The organism is Rhizobium sp. 01N447_2, assembly GCF_056399245.1.
In genome coordinates, this window is record NZ_JBFTQY010000026.1 from 1 (window position 1) to 15,476 (window position 15,476).

The window sequence follows — 15,476 nt, forward strand, 5'->3', positions numbered from 1 at the left end:
GGCCTGAAAAGGCCGGGTTGGTATCGTTGTAAATGCTGCGCATTTGGCTCTCCTCTCGGTGTGCAGATCCAGCCGCCAATCCGAAGTCTGGCCAACCTCTGGCCGAAGTCTGGCTGACGTCTGGTTTCCTGACCTGAAGAACCGGTGGCTGAGTTGAATGTTCCACGGGAATGGCGATGCTCTGCCATATCGCCTGCGGTTCCATAACGTCGCCTGCCATCAGATGCGCAGAGCCACAAATTGCGCCGGCTGCGAAATCCCTCAGCGGTTGACGTCAAACCTTCGAAACGCTAGCACGGCTTTGACGCATTGGGGACAATTCATATGGACATCTTTACGGCAGCCGGTCTGACGGCTTTGCTGCAGGTCATCGCTATCGACCTCGTTCTCGCCGGCGACAACGCCGTGGTTATCGGCCTTGCCGCTGCCGGCCTGGAGGCCACGCAACGCCGCAAGGCGATCGTCGTCGGCATTCTGGCCGCAACCGTACTGCGTATTCTCTTTGCCAGCGTCGCAGTCTATCTGCTGGCGATCGTCGGTCTGCTACTGGCCGGCGGCCTGCTGCTGCTCTGGGTCTGCTGGAAGATGTGGCGCGAGCTTCGCGCCGGTCACGGCGGGAACCACGAAGCGGCGGGTGCCGAAGGCGCGCCGAGAAAGACCTTCTTCCAGGCGGCGACCCAGATCGTCATCGCCGACGTCTCGATGTCGCTCGACAACGTTCTGGCCGTTGCGGGTGCTGCACGGGAACATCCGAGCGTGTTGGTCATCGGTCTTGCCTTGTCGATCGCGCTGATGGGCATCGCCGCAAACCTGATCGCGCGCTTGCTCAACAACCATCGCTGGATCGCCTATGTCGGTCTGCTGATCATCCTCTATGTCTCGCTTGACATGATCCACCGCGGCGCCGTCGAGGTTCTGCCTTATATGCAGTGACCCTGCAAGCAGTGTCGGGGCTCAGGCCCTGGCTCTGACCCCGATCTCGAAGCTCATCTGGTCATACGCCGGCACCACATGGTCCGGCGTCTCAGCCATCACCACGTCGTAATCGAGCGGCGTGTGCATATGGGTGAGGATCGCCTGTTTCGGCTTCAGCCGGCCGATCCAGTCGAGCGACTGTTCCAGCGACAGATGGCTCGGATGATAGGTATATTGCAGCGCGTCGATGATCAGCACGTCGAGATCTTTAAGCTTCTCGACAGTTTGCGGCGGGAAGTCACTGATATCGCTGCAATAAGCCACATCGCCGATACGAAATCCGAGCGAGTGGATGTCTCCGTGCTGCTGGATGTGCGGATGAAACGTGATCGTGCCTCCGGGGCCGTGGATTTCCAGAGGTTCATCGAGATTTTCGATGACGATCGGCAGAACGATCGGCGGATAATTGCTGCCCGGCGGCGTCTCCAGGCAATAGCCGAAGGCTTCGCGCAGCCTGTCCATCGTAAATTGGTCGGCAAAGATCGGCACTCGGCGGCGCGTATTGTGGAAATAGCCGCGCAGATCGTCGATACCATGAATATGGTCGGCGTGCGGATGGGTGTAGAGCACGGCATCGACATGATCGACACCTGCCCTGATCATCTGCTCGCGGAAATCCGGCCCGGTATCGATGACAACGGTCGTCACCCCGCCATCCGGTGCGAATTGCTGCACCATGAAGGCGGCGCGCGTGCGCCGGTTCTTCGGATTGTCGGGATTGCAGGCGCCCCAGTCGCCGGTGATGCGCGGCACGCCCGGTGACGACGAACAGCCCAGAATGGTGAAACGCCGCCGGTAGAGCACGCCGCTAGATCCTCGGCATCTTCGAGAACAGGCGGAAAGCGTTCTCCGTCGTAATCCGCGCGACCTCTTCATAGGAAAGGCCGATCGTATCGGCGAGCACCTCTGCCGTGTTAACGACATAGGACGGCTCATTGCGCTTGCCGCGCCAGCGCTTCGGCGCCAGATAGGGCGCGTCCGTTTCCACAAGCAGCCGCTCATGCGGGACCGTCTTGGCGATCTCTCGCAGCTCTTCCGATTTCGGGAAGGTCAAAATGCCGGAGAAGGAGATGTATCCGCCGAGCGCGACGCCGGTCTTGGCAAGCTCGGGGCCTGCCGAGAAGCAGTGCAGGATAAAGGGGAAGGCCCCCTTCCCGCTTTCCTCGGTCAGGATCTCAGCCATGTCCTCGTCGGCGCTGCGGCTGTGGATGACGAGTGGCAGCTGCGTTTCCCGCGCCGCCGCGATATGGCGCCGAAAGCCGGTCTGCTGGTCCTCAGGCTTTTGCGTATCGTAGAAATAGTCGAGACCGGCCTCGCCGATCGCGACGACCTTCTGATGGACATTGGCGAGTCGCACCAGCTCTTCCGTCTGGATATCCAGCTCTTCGTCGGCATTGTTTGGATGCGTGCCCACGGAGCAAAATACCGAGGGATATTTCTCCGTGATGGCAAGCAGCGTCTCGAGCTTGCGCACCCGCGTCGAGATCGTCACCATCTGGGCAACACCAGCCGAATGCGCACGCGCGACGATCTCGTCCCGCTCCGCCTCGAAGTCGGCGAAATCAAGATGGCAATGCGTGTCGATCAGCACGGCCTTAAGCCTCCGGAGCCACGTAGCGCGGGAAGACCGGCGTCGGCGCTTCGAGGGCCGTTCCGGCAACCAGACGGCCGGCTTCGCCGAGGGCAGCAAAATCGCGCTTGTCTGCAGCTGCCGCGACAAGATCGAGCAGCTTGCCGGATGATTCCGGCATGAAGGGCTGAAGCAGGATGGCGATCTGGCGCACGACTTCGGCGGTCACGTAAAGCACGGTGCCCATACGCTCCGGATCGGTCTTCTTCAGCGCCCACGGCGCCTGGCCGGCGAAATAACGATCGGTCTCGGAAACGACCGAAATGATCGAGGCGAGCGCCCGGTGGATCTGCTGCTTGCCCATGTCCTCGCGGGTCGAGGCGTGCAGCGCGTCGACCTCAGCCAGCATCGCTCTGTCCTCGTCGCTGAGCGCGCCGCATTCCGGGATCTTGCCGTCGCAATTCTTGACGATCATCGACAGCGACCGGCTGGCGAGATTGCCGATGCCGTTGGCGAGGTCGGAGTTGATGCGGGTGCCGATCGCCTCTTCGCTATAGCTGCCGTCCTGGCCGAAGGACACTTCGCGCAGGAAGAAGTAACGCACCTGGTCGAGGCCGAAATGGTTCACCAGATTGACCGGATCGACGACGTTGCCGAGCGACTTCGACATCTTCTCGCCCTTGTTGAGCAGGAAGCCGTGGGCAAACACCCGCTTCGGCAGCGGCAGCTTCGCCGACATCAGGAAGGCCGGCCAGTAGACGGCGTGGAAGCGGATGATGTCCTTGCCGATGATGTGCACGTCGGCCGGCCAGTATTTCGCCCGCGGGCCGTTCCTGTCCTCGATATATCCGGTCGCGGTGATGTAGTTGGTCAGCGCGTCGACCCAGACATACATGACGTGGGCGGGATCGTTGGGCACCTTGATGCCCCAGTCGAAGGTCGTGCGCGAGACCGAGAGGTCCTTGAGGCCTGACTTGACGAAGGAGATCACCTCGTTGCGGCGCTCGGCTGGACCGATGAAGTCGGGGTTTGCCTCGTAATGGGCAAGCAGCTTCTCCTGGTATTCGGAGAGCTTGAAGAAATAGCTTGCCTCTTCCACCCACTCGACGGGCGTGCCCTGCGGCCCGTAGCGCACGCCGTCGGCGCGCAGCTCCGTCTCGTTTTCCTGGTAATAGGCCTCGTCGCGCACCGAATACCAGCCGGCATAGCTGTCCTTGTAGATGTCGCCATTGTCGGCCATCAGCTTCCAGATGTTGCGCGACGTCTCGTGATGACGCTCCTGTGTGGTGCGGATGAAATCATCGTTCGAAGCGTTGAGCAGCGTCGCCATCGCCTGGAATTCGCCGGAGTTGCGGTCGGCGAGCGCCTGCGCGGTGATCCCCTCGGCGCGCGCCGTCTGCTGCATCTTCTGGCCGTGTTCGTCGGTGCCGGTCAGGAAGAACACATCCTTGCCGTCGAGGCGCTGGTAGCGCGCCATCGCATCCGTCGCGATCAGCTCATAGGCATGGCCGATATGCGGCTTGCCGTTGGGGTAGGAAATCGCGGTGGTGATGTAGAAGGGTGTCTTGTCTGTCATGGCGGCCAATGTCCGGCTAACTCTATAAAAATGGTCAGCCGCTCTTAGCGCATGTCACCGTCAAGCGAAACATCAAGTTTTACCGCCGCCAATGATTTCCGGGACGCTGGGGCGTGAACTTGACTCAGCTTCTGCCGCAATCTACCGGTCATGGAAAAGAGGGCGGGACAGAACGAAGTGCCAGTTTTCATCTACCGGAATGGTCGTCGCCGCGCGCCGTCAGGGGCGCTTGTTTGACATTCCAGCCGCTCTATTCGCTTTCCGGCCTGTTTGTGGGCGCTCTCGTCGGCATCACCGGCGTTGGCGGCGGCTCGCTGATGACGCCCGTGCTGGTGCTGCTCTTCGGCGTCCATCCCGCCACCGCCGTCGGCACAGATCTTCTCTATGCGGCGATCACCAAGACGGCAGGTACGGCCGTTCACGGCATGCATGGGCGGGTCAACTGGAAGATCGTCGGCAGCCTCGCAGCCGGTAGCCTGCCGGCCGCCCTGCTGATGCTCTGGCTGCTGGCCGGCGTCGATCGCAAAAGCATCGGCGTGACCAATACGATCACCACGGCGCTCGGCTGGCTTCTCGTCATGACCGCGATCATGCTGGTCTTCCGAGGCCCGATCCTCGAGCTGGCACGCCGCGCCATCGGCGACCGAACGCCGCCGAAGCCGACGACCATCCTCGCCCTCACCGTCATTCTCGGATTCGTTCTCGGCGTCCTCGTCACCTTGACCTCGGTCGGCGCCGGCGCGCTGGGTGTGACGATCCTGCTGATCCTTTATCCCAGGCTCGATGTGCGCGAGATCGTCGGCTCCGACATCGTCCATGCGGTACCGCTCACCTTGATCGGCGGTACGGGCTATTGGCTGATCGGCGAGATCGACTGGCCGATGCTGCTTGCCCTGTTGATCGGCTCTATCCCCGGCATCATCATCGGCAGCCTTCTGGCGCCGAAGCTGCACGAACGCACCATCCGCATCGTCCTTGCCGCCACGCTTGCTGTCGTCGCATTGAAGCTATTGACCGGCTGATCAGAGCACGGTGCCGAAAGTGTCAGCGCTGACGCGCTTTAAAGGCCTGGCTGCTTGATATCGGCGAGAATGCTGATGATCGTCTGCTTGCGGTCCAGGTTGTAGCCATCGGAAATGGTGAGCCGCTCGGTGATCTCGGAATAGAGCCGCGCCAGCCGCTCCGCCGCGGCGATCTGCCCCTCGCCCGCTGCCGCGCGGGCGCGGTTCATGATGTCGTCACCGACATGGCTGACGAAGAAATCGAAGATCGTGTCGCTTTCCCTGCCTGAAAGCGCGTCGGCCAGCCGATGCATCGCCTTGCGGGCCGTCGGCCCCTCGGCGGCAAGCATCTCGTCATAGGCGGCAATGATCTCGCCACCGCCGTAGTTCAGGAGTTTCAGCGCCTCACCGACGCTGCCCTTGGCGGCCGAAAGCACTGCCCCGCTCTCGCCTGAAATGCCGAGATGGGCAAGGGCCGCGACGAGTTCATCGTCGGCAAGCGGCACCAGTTTCAGCGGCAGGCAACGCGAGCGGATCGTCGGCAGCAGCCGTCCCGGCGCATGCGAGAGCACCAGGAACAGCGCCCGCTTCGGCGGTTCTTCCAGGATCTTCAGGATGGCGTTGGCTGCATTGCGGTTCATGTCGTCGGCAGGATCGATGATGACGATCCGCCAGTTGCCGGTGCCAGACGTCTGCGAGAAGAACTTGCCGGCGCGGCGCACCTCGTCGACGGTGATTGCCGATTTCACCTTGCCGGTCTTTTCGTCTACCGGCCGGGCAAGGTGCAGCAGATTATGCGAGGCGCCGGAAGCGATCTGCCGGCTGACGGGAGAGGCAGGATCGGGATCGCCGATCGTCTCCGGCGCTGTCTCGGGATCAGGATGCGAGAGCACGTGATTGGCGAAGCGGAAGGCGAGCGTCGCCTTGCCGATGCCCTCCGGCCCCTCGATCAGGATGGCGTGGTGGCCCTTGCCGGACCGGTAGGACTGCGCCAGGAACGCCTCCGCCTCTTCATGGCCGAACAGCCTGGTATTTTCCCCCGGCCAAATGGCGCCGTCGAGCAGTCCGGGCCTTTCCTCACTCATAATGGGCTTCACTCATGATGGGCGGCTTCCGGCATTCGCAAACGGCCTGCGGGCGACAGCAGCTGTTTGACGATCGCCAGGATCTCGGCGGCGATCGCCTCCTCCGTCTGCATGGYGTTGACCACGTGGCAGCGCTCCGGTTCGCGGGCGGCGATATCGAGAAAGGCCTCGCGCCGTTTCTCGTGCGTTTCGAGCCGCTCTTTTTCGAAGCGATCGGGACCGTCGGCGGCAGCGCGCTTCTGCGCCCGCTCCAGCCCGACCTTGGCGGGGATGTCGAGGATCACGGTACAATCCGGCATGACGCCGTTGATGGCAATGCGCTGCAGTGTCTCGATGAAATCGGGCTCGAGATTGCCGGTAATACCCTGGTAGACGCGGGAGGAATCCATGAAGCGGTCGCAGAGCACGACCTTGCCTAATGCAAGGGCTGGCCGGATCGCCTCTTCGACATGGTCGTTGCGCGCCGCCGCAAAGAGGATCGCCTCCATCCGCGTGCCGAAGGCCTCGGCAGCGCCCGACAGCAGCACGTGGCGCACAGCCTCGGCACCCGGCGAACCGCCTGGTTCGCGCGTCACCAGCACGTCGTGACCTTCGCCCTTCAGCGCCTCTGCGAGGCGACGGATTTGCGTGGATTTCCCAGCGCCTTCCCCGCCTTCAAACGTAACGAACAATCCCGTACCGGATGACAATGACAATTTCCCGCATTCCAGGCGCCGCACGCGCCCCGCTCCTTCTATCTATCCGAAGATATCAGGGAGGAAAACCTTTCACCGCGGCGACATATTCACCTTTCCCGGCAAATTGCATTGGAAACCGAATGTTCAACCGGGCGCGGACTTGTCCCAGAGCCAGGAGAAGAACAGCGATTCGCCGAGTTCCAGCATGGCGTCGACCGCCCGGCTGCTGAGCGACCCCTCGCCGACTGCCTGCACCGTATAAAGCGGCACTTCCCTGAGTAGCCGGCTGCCGGCGAAAATCCTCAGCGTGCCCGCCTGGGTATCCGGCATGACCGGCGCCGTCAGCGGCCAGTGATAGATGATACGCGCCGACAGCCGGTCGGGATTGCTGATCGGAATATAGACGCTGACCGGCGCCTTGGCGACGAGATCGACGGTGCGCGACGTGCCACCATAGACGCTGGCGGCACCGATCACTTCCTCCTCAGCGAAGATCTGCCGGTTCTCAAAGGCCGTCAGTCMCCACTCGAGCACCCGCTTGGTCTCCTCCGTCCGCTCCTTGTCGGAGGCGATGCCAGCAAGCGCCAGAAACAGCCGCCTGCCGTCGCGCTCTACCGAAGCGACGATCGAATATCCCTCGCCCTCGGTAAAGCCGGTTGCAAGCCCGTCGGCGCCGAGATCGAGCCCGAGCAGCGGGTTGCGGTTGCGCTGGAAGATCTTGTTCCACTCGAAATCCGGCTGCGCAAAATACGGATAGAGATTCGGATAGGTCTGCTGAAGGGCGGCGGCGAGCGTCACCATCTCGCGTGCGGTCACCTTGCTCTTGCCATCGGGAAGGCCGGTGGAATTGCCGAACTCGGCCTTCTCCATGCCGAGCTCGCGGGCACGCCGCGTCATCGACACGGCAAATTGCTGCTCGCTTCCGGCCATGCCCTCGGCGAGGATGATGCAGCTATCATTGGCGCCCTGGATGGCGACGCCCTTGATCAGGTCCTCGACGCGCACGCGCGATTTGAGGCTGGCAAACATCGTTGCCGTCCGCGACGGCGCACCGCCCGTCCGCCAGGCATATTCGGAAACGGGATATTCGGTATCGAGCGTGATCTGGCCCTTTGTCACCGCTTCGAAGGCGAGATCCATCGTCATCAGCTTGGCAAGCGAAGCCGGCGAAAAGTCCTGGTCCTCATTCTTGGCGAGAAGCACCGTGCCGGTGGCAGCCTCGATCATATAGGCCTGCGCCGCCTTGGTGGCGAAACCGGCGGCACCGCCATCGGCTGCAAACGCGCCGGTGACGAACGGCATCAGGCATGCAAGCAGGCGAAGCGCGGGCTTCAGCATCGCAATTTCCATTTATGGAGCGGCGTATGTCGGGAGGTTAGAGCGAGGGAGAATCCGATGCAATGCCATGCTCAGCGCGCGGCGGATTTGGCTTGATGACGCTTGGCCGCGGCAAGGATCGAATCCTGCGTCAGCCCGTCATTGCGCACCATCACCGCATCGAAGGCGAGATCGACGGTCACCGTCTTCACCTCCTCGTTCTGGTAGCCGAGCGCCAGCGAATTCTGAGGCCGATCGTAGGGCATCGGACCGATCTCCGGCAGCACGATCATCTGGTCCATGGCCTGTGCGCCATTGTTGAAGGACGGTGCCGATGGCGCGACCAGAACATGGGCAGCCGGTGCCAGAGCGGGTGCGGCGGCGGGTGCTGCATTGTAGCGTGCACTCGGCGTCGAGCCGGCATAGGAGGTCGCCGACATCGGCACCGGCACGTTGGCCGGGGTCTCGTAGTCTTCCGAACTCTGCAACTGGTCGCGGGTGATCTTGCGGCTGTTGGAGGCAACCATCACGCCGGTTGCGATCTGCCCTTCCGGATTGACGCCGGGAATGCGGCTGCCCTTCGGCGAGTAGGACGCCATCAGATAGGGCATGTCGTGGCCGTCCATGCGGGCGCGGCCGACATATTGCACGCGCACCTTGCCGGTGCCGCTGTGCTGCAGGTCGAGCATGTCGGCCGTCTTGTTGGAAAGGTCGATGATGCGGCCTTCGTGATAGGGGCCGCGATCATTGACACGCACGATGACGGAGGAACCACTTTCGAGATTAGTAACGCGCGCATAGCTCGGCAGCGGGAAGGTCGGATGCGCGGCGGAAAGATGCATCTGGTCGTAGACTTCGCCGTTCGCCGTCAGGCGCCCATGAAAGGCCGAACCATACCAGGAGGCGACGCCGACCTTGTTATAGGCGAAGTCTTCCTTCGGATAATACCACTTGCCCTTCACMTCGTAAGGGTTGCCGACGATATAGCGGCCGCCGCCCTTGGGGATGTTGTTGCCGGTGGCGACCCGCGGGCTCGCCTTGACGCCATATTCGGATTCGGAGAAATATTCTTTGCCGTGGGCTTTTTTCTTCGGCACTGCCTGCGTCGTGCCACACGCTGCCACTGTCGCGCACATCGCCGAGATTGCCAGCCACCGTGCTGTCGTTGCGAAAGACGCCGCCCCGTATTCCAGTTTCATGTGCCCCACGCCGCTCAAAGATCGTTATGGTTAAGGAACCTTGCCCCATCTTGGGCCAACAACGCCTTATTCCCGCCCGCCTAATGAGGCTTTAATCTTGCTAAGTTCGTGGCAATTTTACGAACAATTTCGCGGCGATAGCGACAATTCTAATGATTATGGTTTACAAATCACTAACGCGAGCCCTCCCTACCTGCCATTCCATCGCCGCAATGAAGCCAGAAATCATCGTGCCGATGCGGGGCATATGGTGAACATCCGGGCGCTTCCGGACGCCCCCAAAGCTCCATATTGAAACACGGCCTGCGCGTGCTTCACGAGCGGCACGGCATCCGGGTTGGTGCATAAGAATGGGTCGAATTTTCAAATACTTGACCTTGCTGATGGTTATGACAGCCTCATCATCCGTCAACGCCGCGGCGGAGGGTCCCCGCCTATGGCGCAAGACGATGATGAATGATCCCTCCACGAATTTCTATCTTGCCGAGACCCTCAAAACCTTACTGAACGAGGATGCCGAAACCTCAAGGTGCTCAGGCTGTTCGCCGATCGCCGGTAACCTGGGTAATGGCGTCGCCGATTGGATGTGATGCAACATGGATCGCGTATTTGACGCTACGGCTGGGAAYGAAATGGCCGCCGCGGGCTTTGATGGTTAGACCTTTGGAGGATCACCATGAACGATGAAACCATTATGCAGCTCGAGACGGTCAGCCAGCAGTTGCATGCTCGATCTCGCGCGCTTTCCCAGCCAGATAACGACAACGACATCGCAATCCTGATGTCAGCACTCGCCGTGACGATGGAGGCAGTTCGATCTCTCAGCGAGGATATGAACCAACTCAACGGTCCGAGGGGCCTTGGATCTAACGGACACTAAAGCTCTTATGTCGCCGGCGCAATTCACAGAAAGCTTGCGCCGGGAACGAGATAAGCGAAACGCTCATCTTCTACATGGATGGAAAACGGTGGACGCGCCCCCTATGCTGCCGGTGGACGATACCGAATCGACTTCGCCTTTTCCAAGGCTTCGATCGTATCCTCGACGCTGAGGAGGACGGTGGTCTCCATAGAGCTGAGCGCGCCTCCTGCGCCGATCGCAAGTGCGACGGCCGCCATCGATACGTTATCAGGCGCCTCCCACAGATTCCAACCATCATGCTCGCCGAAGGCATACCAGAACCCATGGAGCTTTCCGCCCACGGATTCAATGTAACTACGTGCCGCCTCTCGGCGATCCTCGGGGTTTTCGATCATCCGCGCCCACGTCTCGGGCGTGTAGCTGAAGCGCGTGAGATACATGGCCATGGTTTGTTTCCTCCGCCAGAACAACACAGTAAACGCTCAAGCCGAGGAGAACGCGAGTCATTTCCAATGTGCGCAATAGACCTTCCAACGGTCTCTGTCGGCAGTCTCACGCAGCGTTCATCGAAAAGTAGATTTTAGCCGTTATTCGGACCCCGCTTCTCATCTCATATCGGGTTCCGGCAATGGATCTTACGACTGTCCTTCTTCTACACAAGTCTTCCTTCATCGTCGGAGCAATCTGCTTCTTCTACGTGAGATGGCGTTCCGGAGCGACGCCGGGGCTCGGCGTACTTGCCCTCGGTTTCACTCTGCTGGCGATCGCCTCGACGCTCGCGGGTTTAGATGAGAGCCTTCACATGTCCGATGATGCCAGGACGTTCTGGAGCTTTTCGCTGGGCGCCAATGGCTACGGGCTGATGGCAGTTGGGCTTTTCGGCCTCAGCCGGCGTCAAAACTCTCCACGAGACTGGTGGCCATTGCTCCTGCCCATTGTCCTGACGCTGAGTGCGGCGATCACCCCATGGTATTTGAACAATGGATTGAGAGCATCCGTATTCAATGGCAGCGCCACCATCCTGCTTGCCTTGTCAGGTTTCGTGATCGCCCGCGACTTTTTCCAGGAGCGTCTTACCGCGCGACTTGGTCTTTCCGCCTCTATATGGGTGGCGACGGCTCTCTCGGCTTTGGTCGTCGTTGGCTTCATCTTTCCAAACGATGCGCCCCTTCCGCCGCGCTACGCATTCTTTCTGCTGATCATCTGTCATTTCGCGGTGGCTCTATTCGTGCTCGTCCTCGTGCAGGCAAGAGCCGAAGAGAAGCTTATCAGACTTGCAAATACCGATATGYTGACCGGCATTCCCAACCGGCAGCATTTCTTCAATTCCCTTCCGAAAAGCCTCGGCCCGGGAGACGCCTTCATCCTTATCGATATCGACTTTTTCAAGCGTGTTAACGATATGTATGGACACGACAAAGGCGATGTCGTTCTCATAAATGTTGCTCGGACGATTGCTCAGAGTGTCCCCCCTTCCTGTGTGTTCGGCCGGCTGGGCGGCGAGGAATTCAGCCTGTTTCTTTGCGGCCAAACGCAATCTTCTGCTTTTGCGCTCGCTGAGCGGATACGCGAGGCGGTCAACGCCGTGAGCCTTGTCTTCGAAGGAAATCAGGTCACCCCTTCCGTCAGTGCAGGTGTGGCACTTTGGGAAGCGGGTCTGACCGAACAAAACGTCCAGAAACGTGCAGATCAGGCGCTCTACATTGCCAAAAACACGGGTCGCAACAGGGTTGAGCTGTTCGGCAGCAACGGGTTGACCAGCAGCACTCTTGCGCCGGAACTGCGATCGGCCCGCGCAGGCTGAAGAACACCGAAGATCGGCTCACGCTCGAGCTATTCGCACGTCACAGCGAAGATGCTGGCAAATGCTGCAGAGCAAGTTGACGCTGCGATCAAAGCTGCTAAAAAGCCAGCCATCGAGTGATTGGGTAGCAAATCGGCCGCAAAGGCCGGTTGGTGGAAATCAACAGAATGTTGATGTCTCAACCTTTCAATCAGATGGAAGAGTGTCCGAGTGGTTTAAGGAACCGGTCTTGAAAACCGGCGTGCGGGAAACCGTACCGTGGGTTCGAATCCCACCTCTTCCGCCATAGATCATTGATTTTGTTAGGTAGTTTCAGATTTTCTGCCAAGAATTACGCGCTTATCATAACGGCAGGTTCCATCTAAGTGGCATCGGCGCGCTATGGAAGGGCTTCCGTTTGCGGTCGCCCCGATGATCGATTGGACGGATCGGCCAAGCAACTAGCGCCCTTAGAGCGCGTGTCGTACTTCTCGTCGTACAGTGGCTATTGCGCCTCCCTCACCTAGCCCTAAATCAGCACCCTCTAATCCTTGCAAAAATTCACGAGGCGCATAAATTCAATCTATCAGATGGCTTTTGCTGGTGACCACGGATGTACTGGCACCGTGCTGACGCAATCAAAGAAGGGTCGGCGCGAGCATTCGCCCGGCCCTTTCTTTTTATCCAAGACCGTTCTGTGGCTACTGCCGATAATCCCCATCCCTGCCCTTAATCTCCTGGCAGCGCAACTCGTGAGGCCGAAGGCGCACTGTGGGGCGCCAATGTTGGTGTCCGTGGCACTGCCGACTAAAAATCGAAATACACGGTCACACCTGACCGACGACGATAGGGGTAATAGTCGCGATAGCCGTAATAGTCGCGGCTGCTGTAATAGTTGCGACTGCCGTAGTACCGCGGACGATAGCACGAGCCGTAATACCGGCAGTCGCGGTAAGCGTACCGGTCTCTCTTCCAGTGGCCATACGCGTGTCCATTACCGTGGCGACGGTGTTTGATCTGCTCGACGTCGGGGGTGTGCATATGTACTGCGTTCGGCACGACGATCGGCGCGGCGTTTAGCGGCAGGGCGAAAGATGCAGCCAAGATCATGGCTGCAAGTGAGGAAAAAAGCATTTTCATCGGCGCATCCTTTCAGGCTGCGATTCTGGGTTAATTAGCATTAACCTCCGATGAACGGCTGCGCGCTTCCCGGAAAACACCGGCCGGCGCGCCGCTGGTATGGTCGCGGGTGGTGATCGCGCCGGCGCTTGTGTGGGTGGGTGGAATGGTCGCGTTGACTACCATCCGTCCGCGATGAGGCGATCCCCGATGAAGCCCGTGATGATGGAGACGCCAAGCTCGTTGCGGTGCAGGGAGTCAATGCTTCCGCCAGCGTCGAACCGAAGGGCATCATTAACGTAGTCCCCATCGTAAGCCGTGCCATCCTGCTAGGGCTGACCCGGTGCCTGCAACGCGATCAACATGCCGACCGCGAGCATCCAGGCATGGACGGCCTTCCGATTGAGAGGGGATGAAGAGGCTCGATAAGCAATCAGCCTTCGCAACGCGTCGTTCGAGAATCTCTGCATCCCCCCTTAGATCATCCTGCGTTGCGAGGCACAGGCGTGTTGAGCAGCTGCTGCTCCCACAGGTACGCGATACCGCTACCAGCGGCATGCTGCTTGAGCACCTCCGTCAACTCTGCGGCGTGCTCGGTCCGAGCCCAGTCGCGCTGCCATTCGGACGCCAACGCCAGCCAGGTCATCATGTTCGCGCCAGCCGCAATCATGCGCTGGATGGCGACCTCGTGGGCCTCGACCGACGTGCCCCCCGACGCGTCGGTGATAACAGTCACATCCCAGCCTTCGCCGAGCGCCTGGATCACCGGCATCGCGACGCATACCTCGGTCCACAGGCCGGCGATGATCAGCTGCTTGCGGCCGGTCGCCTTGACCGCGTCCACGACCTTCCTGTCTTCCCAGGTATTGATGAACGTCCGGTCGATCACCTCCTGGCCCGGGAAGACATCGGTGATTTGCGGGAAGATCAGACCGCCCCGATCGGCGATCACGCTCGTCAGGATGGTGGGAACACCGAAAGCTCTCGCGGCCTTCGCCAGGGCCGTCGAATTGTTGACCACCGCCTGCGGATCGTGGCTGTTCAGGTTCGTGAGCTGGTAAGGCTGGTGGTCGATCAGAACGAGTACCGAATCTTCGGGACGAAGAAGCGAAGCAAGGCCATTACGAAAGGTCATTATTACTTCCTTTGCTGCCGCCCATGAGCGGCATTGGTTTTGCGGGAGACATGCGCCAGGGGCGACGTTGCCTGCAAGCAGTATTGCCGTTCCTATCCGGGATGCGGTAGCACCCTTTTATGGCAAGCTGTGTCGCGGAAAGGGGAACGCTAAATGGACATCGAAGAACTGCAGACCTTCGTGGAAGTGGCTGATGCCGGGGGAGTCTCGCCTGCTGCGCTCCGGCTCGGCGTCTCCAAGTCAATCGTCAGTCGGCGGCTCTTCCGGCTTGAAGCAGAACTTGGTGTCCAGCTTCTTGCACGGACCACCCGGGGCGCCGCTCTCACGGAAGYAGGGGCCACGTTCCGAGATTATGCAGCGAGAGTCTGTGCCGAGATCGACGTGGCCAAGGAAACGATCCTACCCGCTGGTGACCTTCGCGGCCGCTTGCGAGTCGCCGTGCCGCTTTCTTTCGGCCAGACTCACTTCGCTCCCATCCTCGCGGAAATGGCGCGCCGCCACCCCCAGCTCCAAATCCACACGTGCTACAGTGATCGCTTCGTCGATCTCATCACAGAGGGTTATGATTGTGCGATACGGGTTGGCTATCTTCAGGACTCCAACTTAATCGCAAGACGCGTCGGACCACTCTATGGGAAGCTCGTCGCCAGCCCGGACTACATCAAGGCGCATGGGTCGCCCGAGACGCCGGAGGAACTCGTCGCTCATGAGGCCCTCATGCAGGGCACCGAAGCCTGGCAACTCATGGATGGCGACGAGATCATCACGGTTCGTCCGCAGGGGCGCTTTAAGGCCGACAACGGCCCTGCTCTCGTCGCCGCCGCGGCAGCAGGACTAGGGATCGCTTACCTGCCTGATTGCCTTACCCATGAATATATAGCCTCCGGCGCGCTTGTGCCGGTCATGACGCATTATCCACCACCCCCGGCGGCTGCATATGTCATCCGCCCGCCAGGTCAGCATCCCGCACGGAAGATACGGGTCCTCACCGAATTGCTGATTGAGTATTGCGAACCGCCTCCGCACCTTGCGCCTGCTCCTTTCCGTTGACAATGAGATGATATACAGGCTGCAGCAGGACGCGACCGCCATTAACTTAAGAATGGGGTCGGGCGGCAGATTGACGTCAGGTCGCTGCCACGAGATCACGTGGCCGTCCTCTGGCCGGCGTCGCCAA

16 protein-coding genes, 1 tRNA gene and 1 pseudogene are annotated in these 15,476 nt (G+C 60.4%); 7 read left to right on the forward strand and 11 right to left on the reverse strand.

Annotated features, from left to right (window positions below):
- A pseudogene (locus AC1ECN_RS18905) lies at positions 1 to 205 on the reverse strand (hypothetical protein); the annotation flags it as partial.
- A 119-nt stretch (positions 206 to 324) separates the two neighbouring features.
- Here AC1ECN_RS18905 and AC1ECN_RS18910 point away from each other — a divergent pair.
- Positions 325 to 933, forward strand: coding sequence for a TerC family protein (locus AC1ECN_RS18910; protein WP_018072115.1), 609 nt, complete (start codon positions 325 to 327; stop codon positions 931 to 933).
- A gap of 21 nt (positions 934 to 954) precedes the next feature.
- On the opposite strand, the gene AC1ECN_RS18915 is transcribed toward AC1ECN_RS18910, so the two are convergent.
- From AC1ECN_RS18915 to metG, 3 genes are read right to left on the reverse strand one after another with little or no spacing between them, the layout of a single operon-like run.
- Entirely contained in the window at positions 955 to 1,779 is an 825-nt protein-coding gene (locus tag AC1ECN_RS18915) for an MBL fold metallo-hydrolase (RefSeq protein ID WP_018072116.1), read from the reverse strand.
- A gap of 4 nt (positions 1,780 to 1,783) precedes the next feature.
- The gene (locus AC1ECN_RS18920; protein WP_018072117.1) at positions 1,784 to 2,566 is read right to left on the reverse strand and encodes a TatD family hydrolase; all 783 of its coding nucleotides are present in this window, start codon (positions 2,564 to 2,566) and stop codon (positions 1,784 to 1,786) included.
- Positions 2,567 to 2,570: 4 nt separating this feature from the next.
- Entirely contained in the window at positions 2,571 to 4,121 is a 1,551-nt protein-coding gene (gene metG, locus AC1ECN_RS18925; protein WP_018072118.1) for a methionine--tRNA ligase, read from the reverse strand.
- A gap of 233 nt (positions 4,122 to 4,354) precedes the next feature.
- On the opposite strand from metG, the gene AC1ECN_RS18930 reads away from it, so the two are divergent.
- Positions 4,355 to 5,143 carry a sulfite exporter TauE/SafE family protein gene (locus AC1ECN_RS18930; RefSeq protein ID WP_018072119.1) on the forward strand — a complete coding sequence of 263 codons (789 nt, stop codon included), beginning with the start codon at positions 4,355 to 4,357 and terminating at the stop codon, positions 5,141 to 5,143.
- A 38-nt stretch (positions 5,144 to 5,181) separates the two neighbouring features.
- Here the strand turns inward: AC1ECN_RS18930 and AC1ECN_RS18935 are convergent, their stop codons facing one another.
- From AC1ECN_RS18935 to AC1ECN_RS18950, 4 genes are all read right to left on the reverse strand, one after another.
- Positions 5,182 to 6,207: a DNA polymerase III subunit delta' gene (locus tag AC1ECN_RS18935; RefSeq protein WP_130672613.1), complete on the reverse strand. Its 1,026-nt coding sequence runs from the start codon at positions 6,205 to 6,207 to the stop codon at positions 5,182 to 5,184.
- Positions 6,208 to 6,215: 8 nt separating this feature from the next.
- Positions 6,216 to 6,896, reverse strand: coding sequence for a dTMP kinase (gene tmk, locus AC1ECN_RS18940; RefSeq protein ID WP_477953796.1), 681 nt, complete (start codon positions 6,894 to 6,896; stop codon positions 6,216 to 6,218).
- A gap of 132 nt (positions 6,897 to 7,028) precedes the next feature.
- The gene (locus AC1ECN_RS18945) at positions 7,029 to 8,222 is read right to left on the reverse strand and encodes a D-alanyl-D-alanine carboxypeptidase family protein (protein ID WP_477953798.1); all 1,194 of its coding nucleotides are present in this window, start codon (positions 8,220 to 8,222) and stop codon (positions 7,029 to 7,031) included.
- Between the two features lie 71 nt (positions 8,223 to 8,293).
- Positions 8,294 to 9,400, reverse strand: a complete 1,107-nt coding sequence (locus AC1ECN_RS18950; RefSeq protein WP_477953799.1) for a septal ring lytic transglycosylase RlpA family protein — start codon at positions 9,398 to 9,400, stop codon at positions 8,294 to 8,296.
- 350 nt (positions 9,401 to 9,750) lie between these two features.
- Here AC1ECN_RS18950 and AC1ECN_RS18955 point away from each other — a divergent pair, with 350 nt between their 5' ends.
- Both AC1ECN_RS18955 and AC1ECN_RS18960 read left to right on the forward strand, forming a co-directional pair.
- On the forward strand, positions 9,751 to 9,990 hold the full coding sequence (locus AC1ECN_RS18955; protein WP_130655583.1) for a hypothetical protein: 240 nt from the start codon (positions 9,751 to 9,753) through the stop codon (positions 9,988 to 9,990).
- A gap of 86 nt (positions 9,991 to 10,076) precedes the next feature.
- Entirely contained in the window at positions 10,077 to 10,280 is a 204-nt protein-coding gene (locus AC1ECN_RS18960) for a hypothetical protein (RefSeq protein WP_018072125.1), read from the forward strand.
- Positions 10,281 to 10,381: 101 nt separating this feature from the next.
- Here the strand turns inward: AC1ECN_RS18960 and AC1ECN_RS18965 are convergent, their stop codons facing one another.
- Positions 10,382 to 10,708, reverse strand: coding sequence for a GYD domain-containing protein (locus tag AC1ECN_RS18965; RefSeq protein ID WP_011652042.1), 327 nt, complete (start codon positions 10,706 to 10,708; stop codon positions 10,382 to 10,384).
- 182 nt (positions 10,709 to 10,890) lie between these two features.
- On the opposite strand from AC1ECN_RS18965, the gene AC1ECN_RS18970 reads away from it, so the two are divergent.
- Both AC1ECN_RS18970 and AC1ECN_RS18975 read left to right on the forward strand, forming a co-directional pair.
- A complete protein-coding gene (locus tag AC1ECN_RS18970; protein ID WP_130672615.1) occupies positions 10,891 to 12,066 on the forward strand; it encodes a GGDEF domain-containing protein in 1,176 nt (391 codons plus the stop codon).
- 196 nt (positions 12,067 to 12,262) lie between these two features.
- Positions 12,263 to 12,352, forward strand: a tRNA-Ser gene (locus AC1ECN_RS18975).
- A gap of 500 nt (positions 12,353 to 12,852) precedes the next feature.
- Here AC1ECN_RS18975 and AC1ECN_RS18980 read toward each other — a convergent pair.
- On the reverse strand, positions 12,853 to 13,185 hold the full coding sequence (locus AC1ECN_RS18980) for a hypothetical protein (protein ID WP_024322638.1): 333 nt from the start codon (positions 13,183 to 13,185) through the stop codon (positions 12,853 to 12,855).
- 460 nt (positions 13,186 to 13,645) lie between these two features.
- Positions 13,646 to 14,299 carry a hydrolase gene (locus AC1ECN_RS18985; protein WP_024322639.1) on the reverse strand — a complete coding sequence of 218 codons (654 nt, stop codon included), beginning with the start codon at positions 14,297 to 14,299 and terminating at the stop codon, positions 13,646 to 13,648.
- A gap of 153 nt (positions 14,300 to 14,452) precedes the next feature.
- Between AC1ECN_RS18985 and AC1ECN_RS18990 the strand changes: the two genes are divergently transcribed.
- Complete coding sequence (locus tag AC1ECN_RS18990) at positions 14,453 to 15,349, forward strand: LysR family transcriptional regulator (RefSeq protein ID WP_477953803.1); 897 nt, start codon at positions 14,453 to 14,455, stop codon at positions 15,347 to 15,349.
- Positions 15,350 to 15,476 lie beyond the last annotated feature (127 nt).

Bases quoted from the DNA above. Each gene is read 5' to 3' on its own strand.
- AC1ECN_RS18910 (WP_018072115.1), top strand. From the start codon at position 325: ATGGACATCTTTACGGCAGCCGGTCTGACGGCTTTGCTGCAGGTCATC.
- metG (WP_018072118.1), bottom strand. From the start codon at position 4,121: ATGACAGACAAGACACCCTTCTACATCACCACCGCGATTTCCTACCCC.
- AC1ECN_RS18935 (WP_130672613.1), bottom strand. From the start codon at position 6,207: ATGAGTGAGGAAAGGCCCGGACTGCTCGACGGCGCCATTTGGCCGGGG.
- AC1ECN_RS18955 (WP_130655583.1), top strand. From the start codon at position 9,751: ATGGGTCGAATTTTCAAATACTTGACCTTGCTGATGGTTATGACAGCC.
- AC1ECN_RS18960 (WP_018072125.1), top strand. From the start codon at position 10,077: ATGAACGATGAAACCATTATGCAGCTCGAGACGGTCAGCCAGCAGTTG.
- AC1ECN_RS18965 (WP_011652042.1), bottom strand. From the start codon at position 10,708: ATGGCCATGTATCTCACGCGCTTCAGCTACACGCCCGAGACGTGGGCG.
- AC1ECN_RS18980 (WP_024322638.1), bottom strand. From the start codon at position 13,185: ATGAAAATGCTTTTTTCCTCACTTGCAGCCATGATCTTGGCTGCATCT.
- AC1ECN_RS18985 (WP_024322639.1), bottom strand. From the start codon at position 14,299: ATGACCTTTCGTAATGGCCTTGCTTCGCTTCTTCGTCCCGAAGATTCG.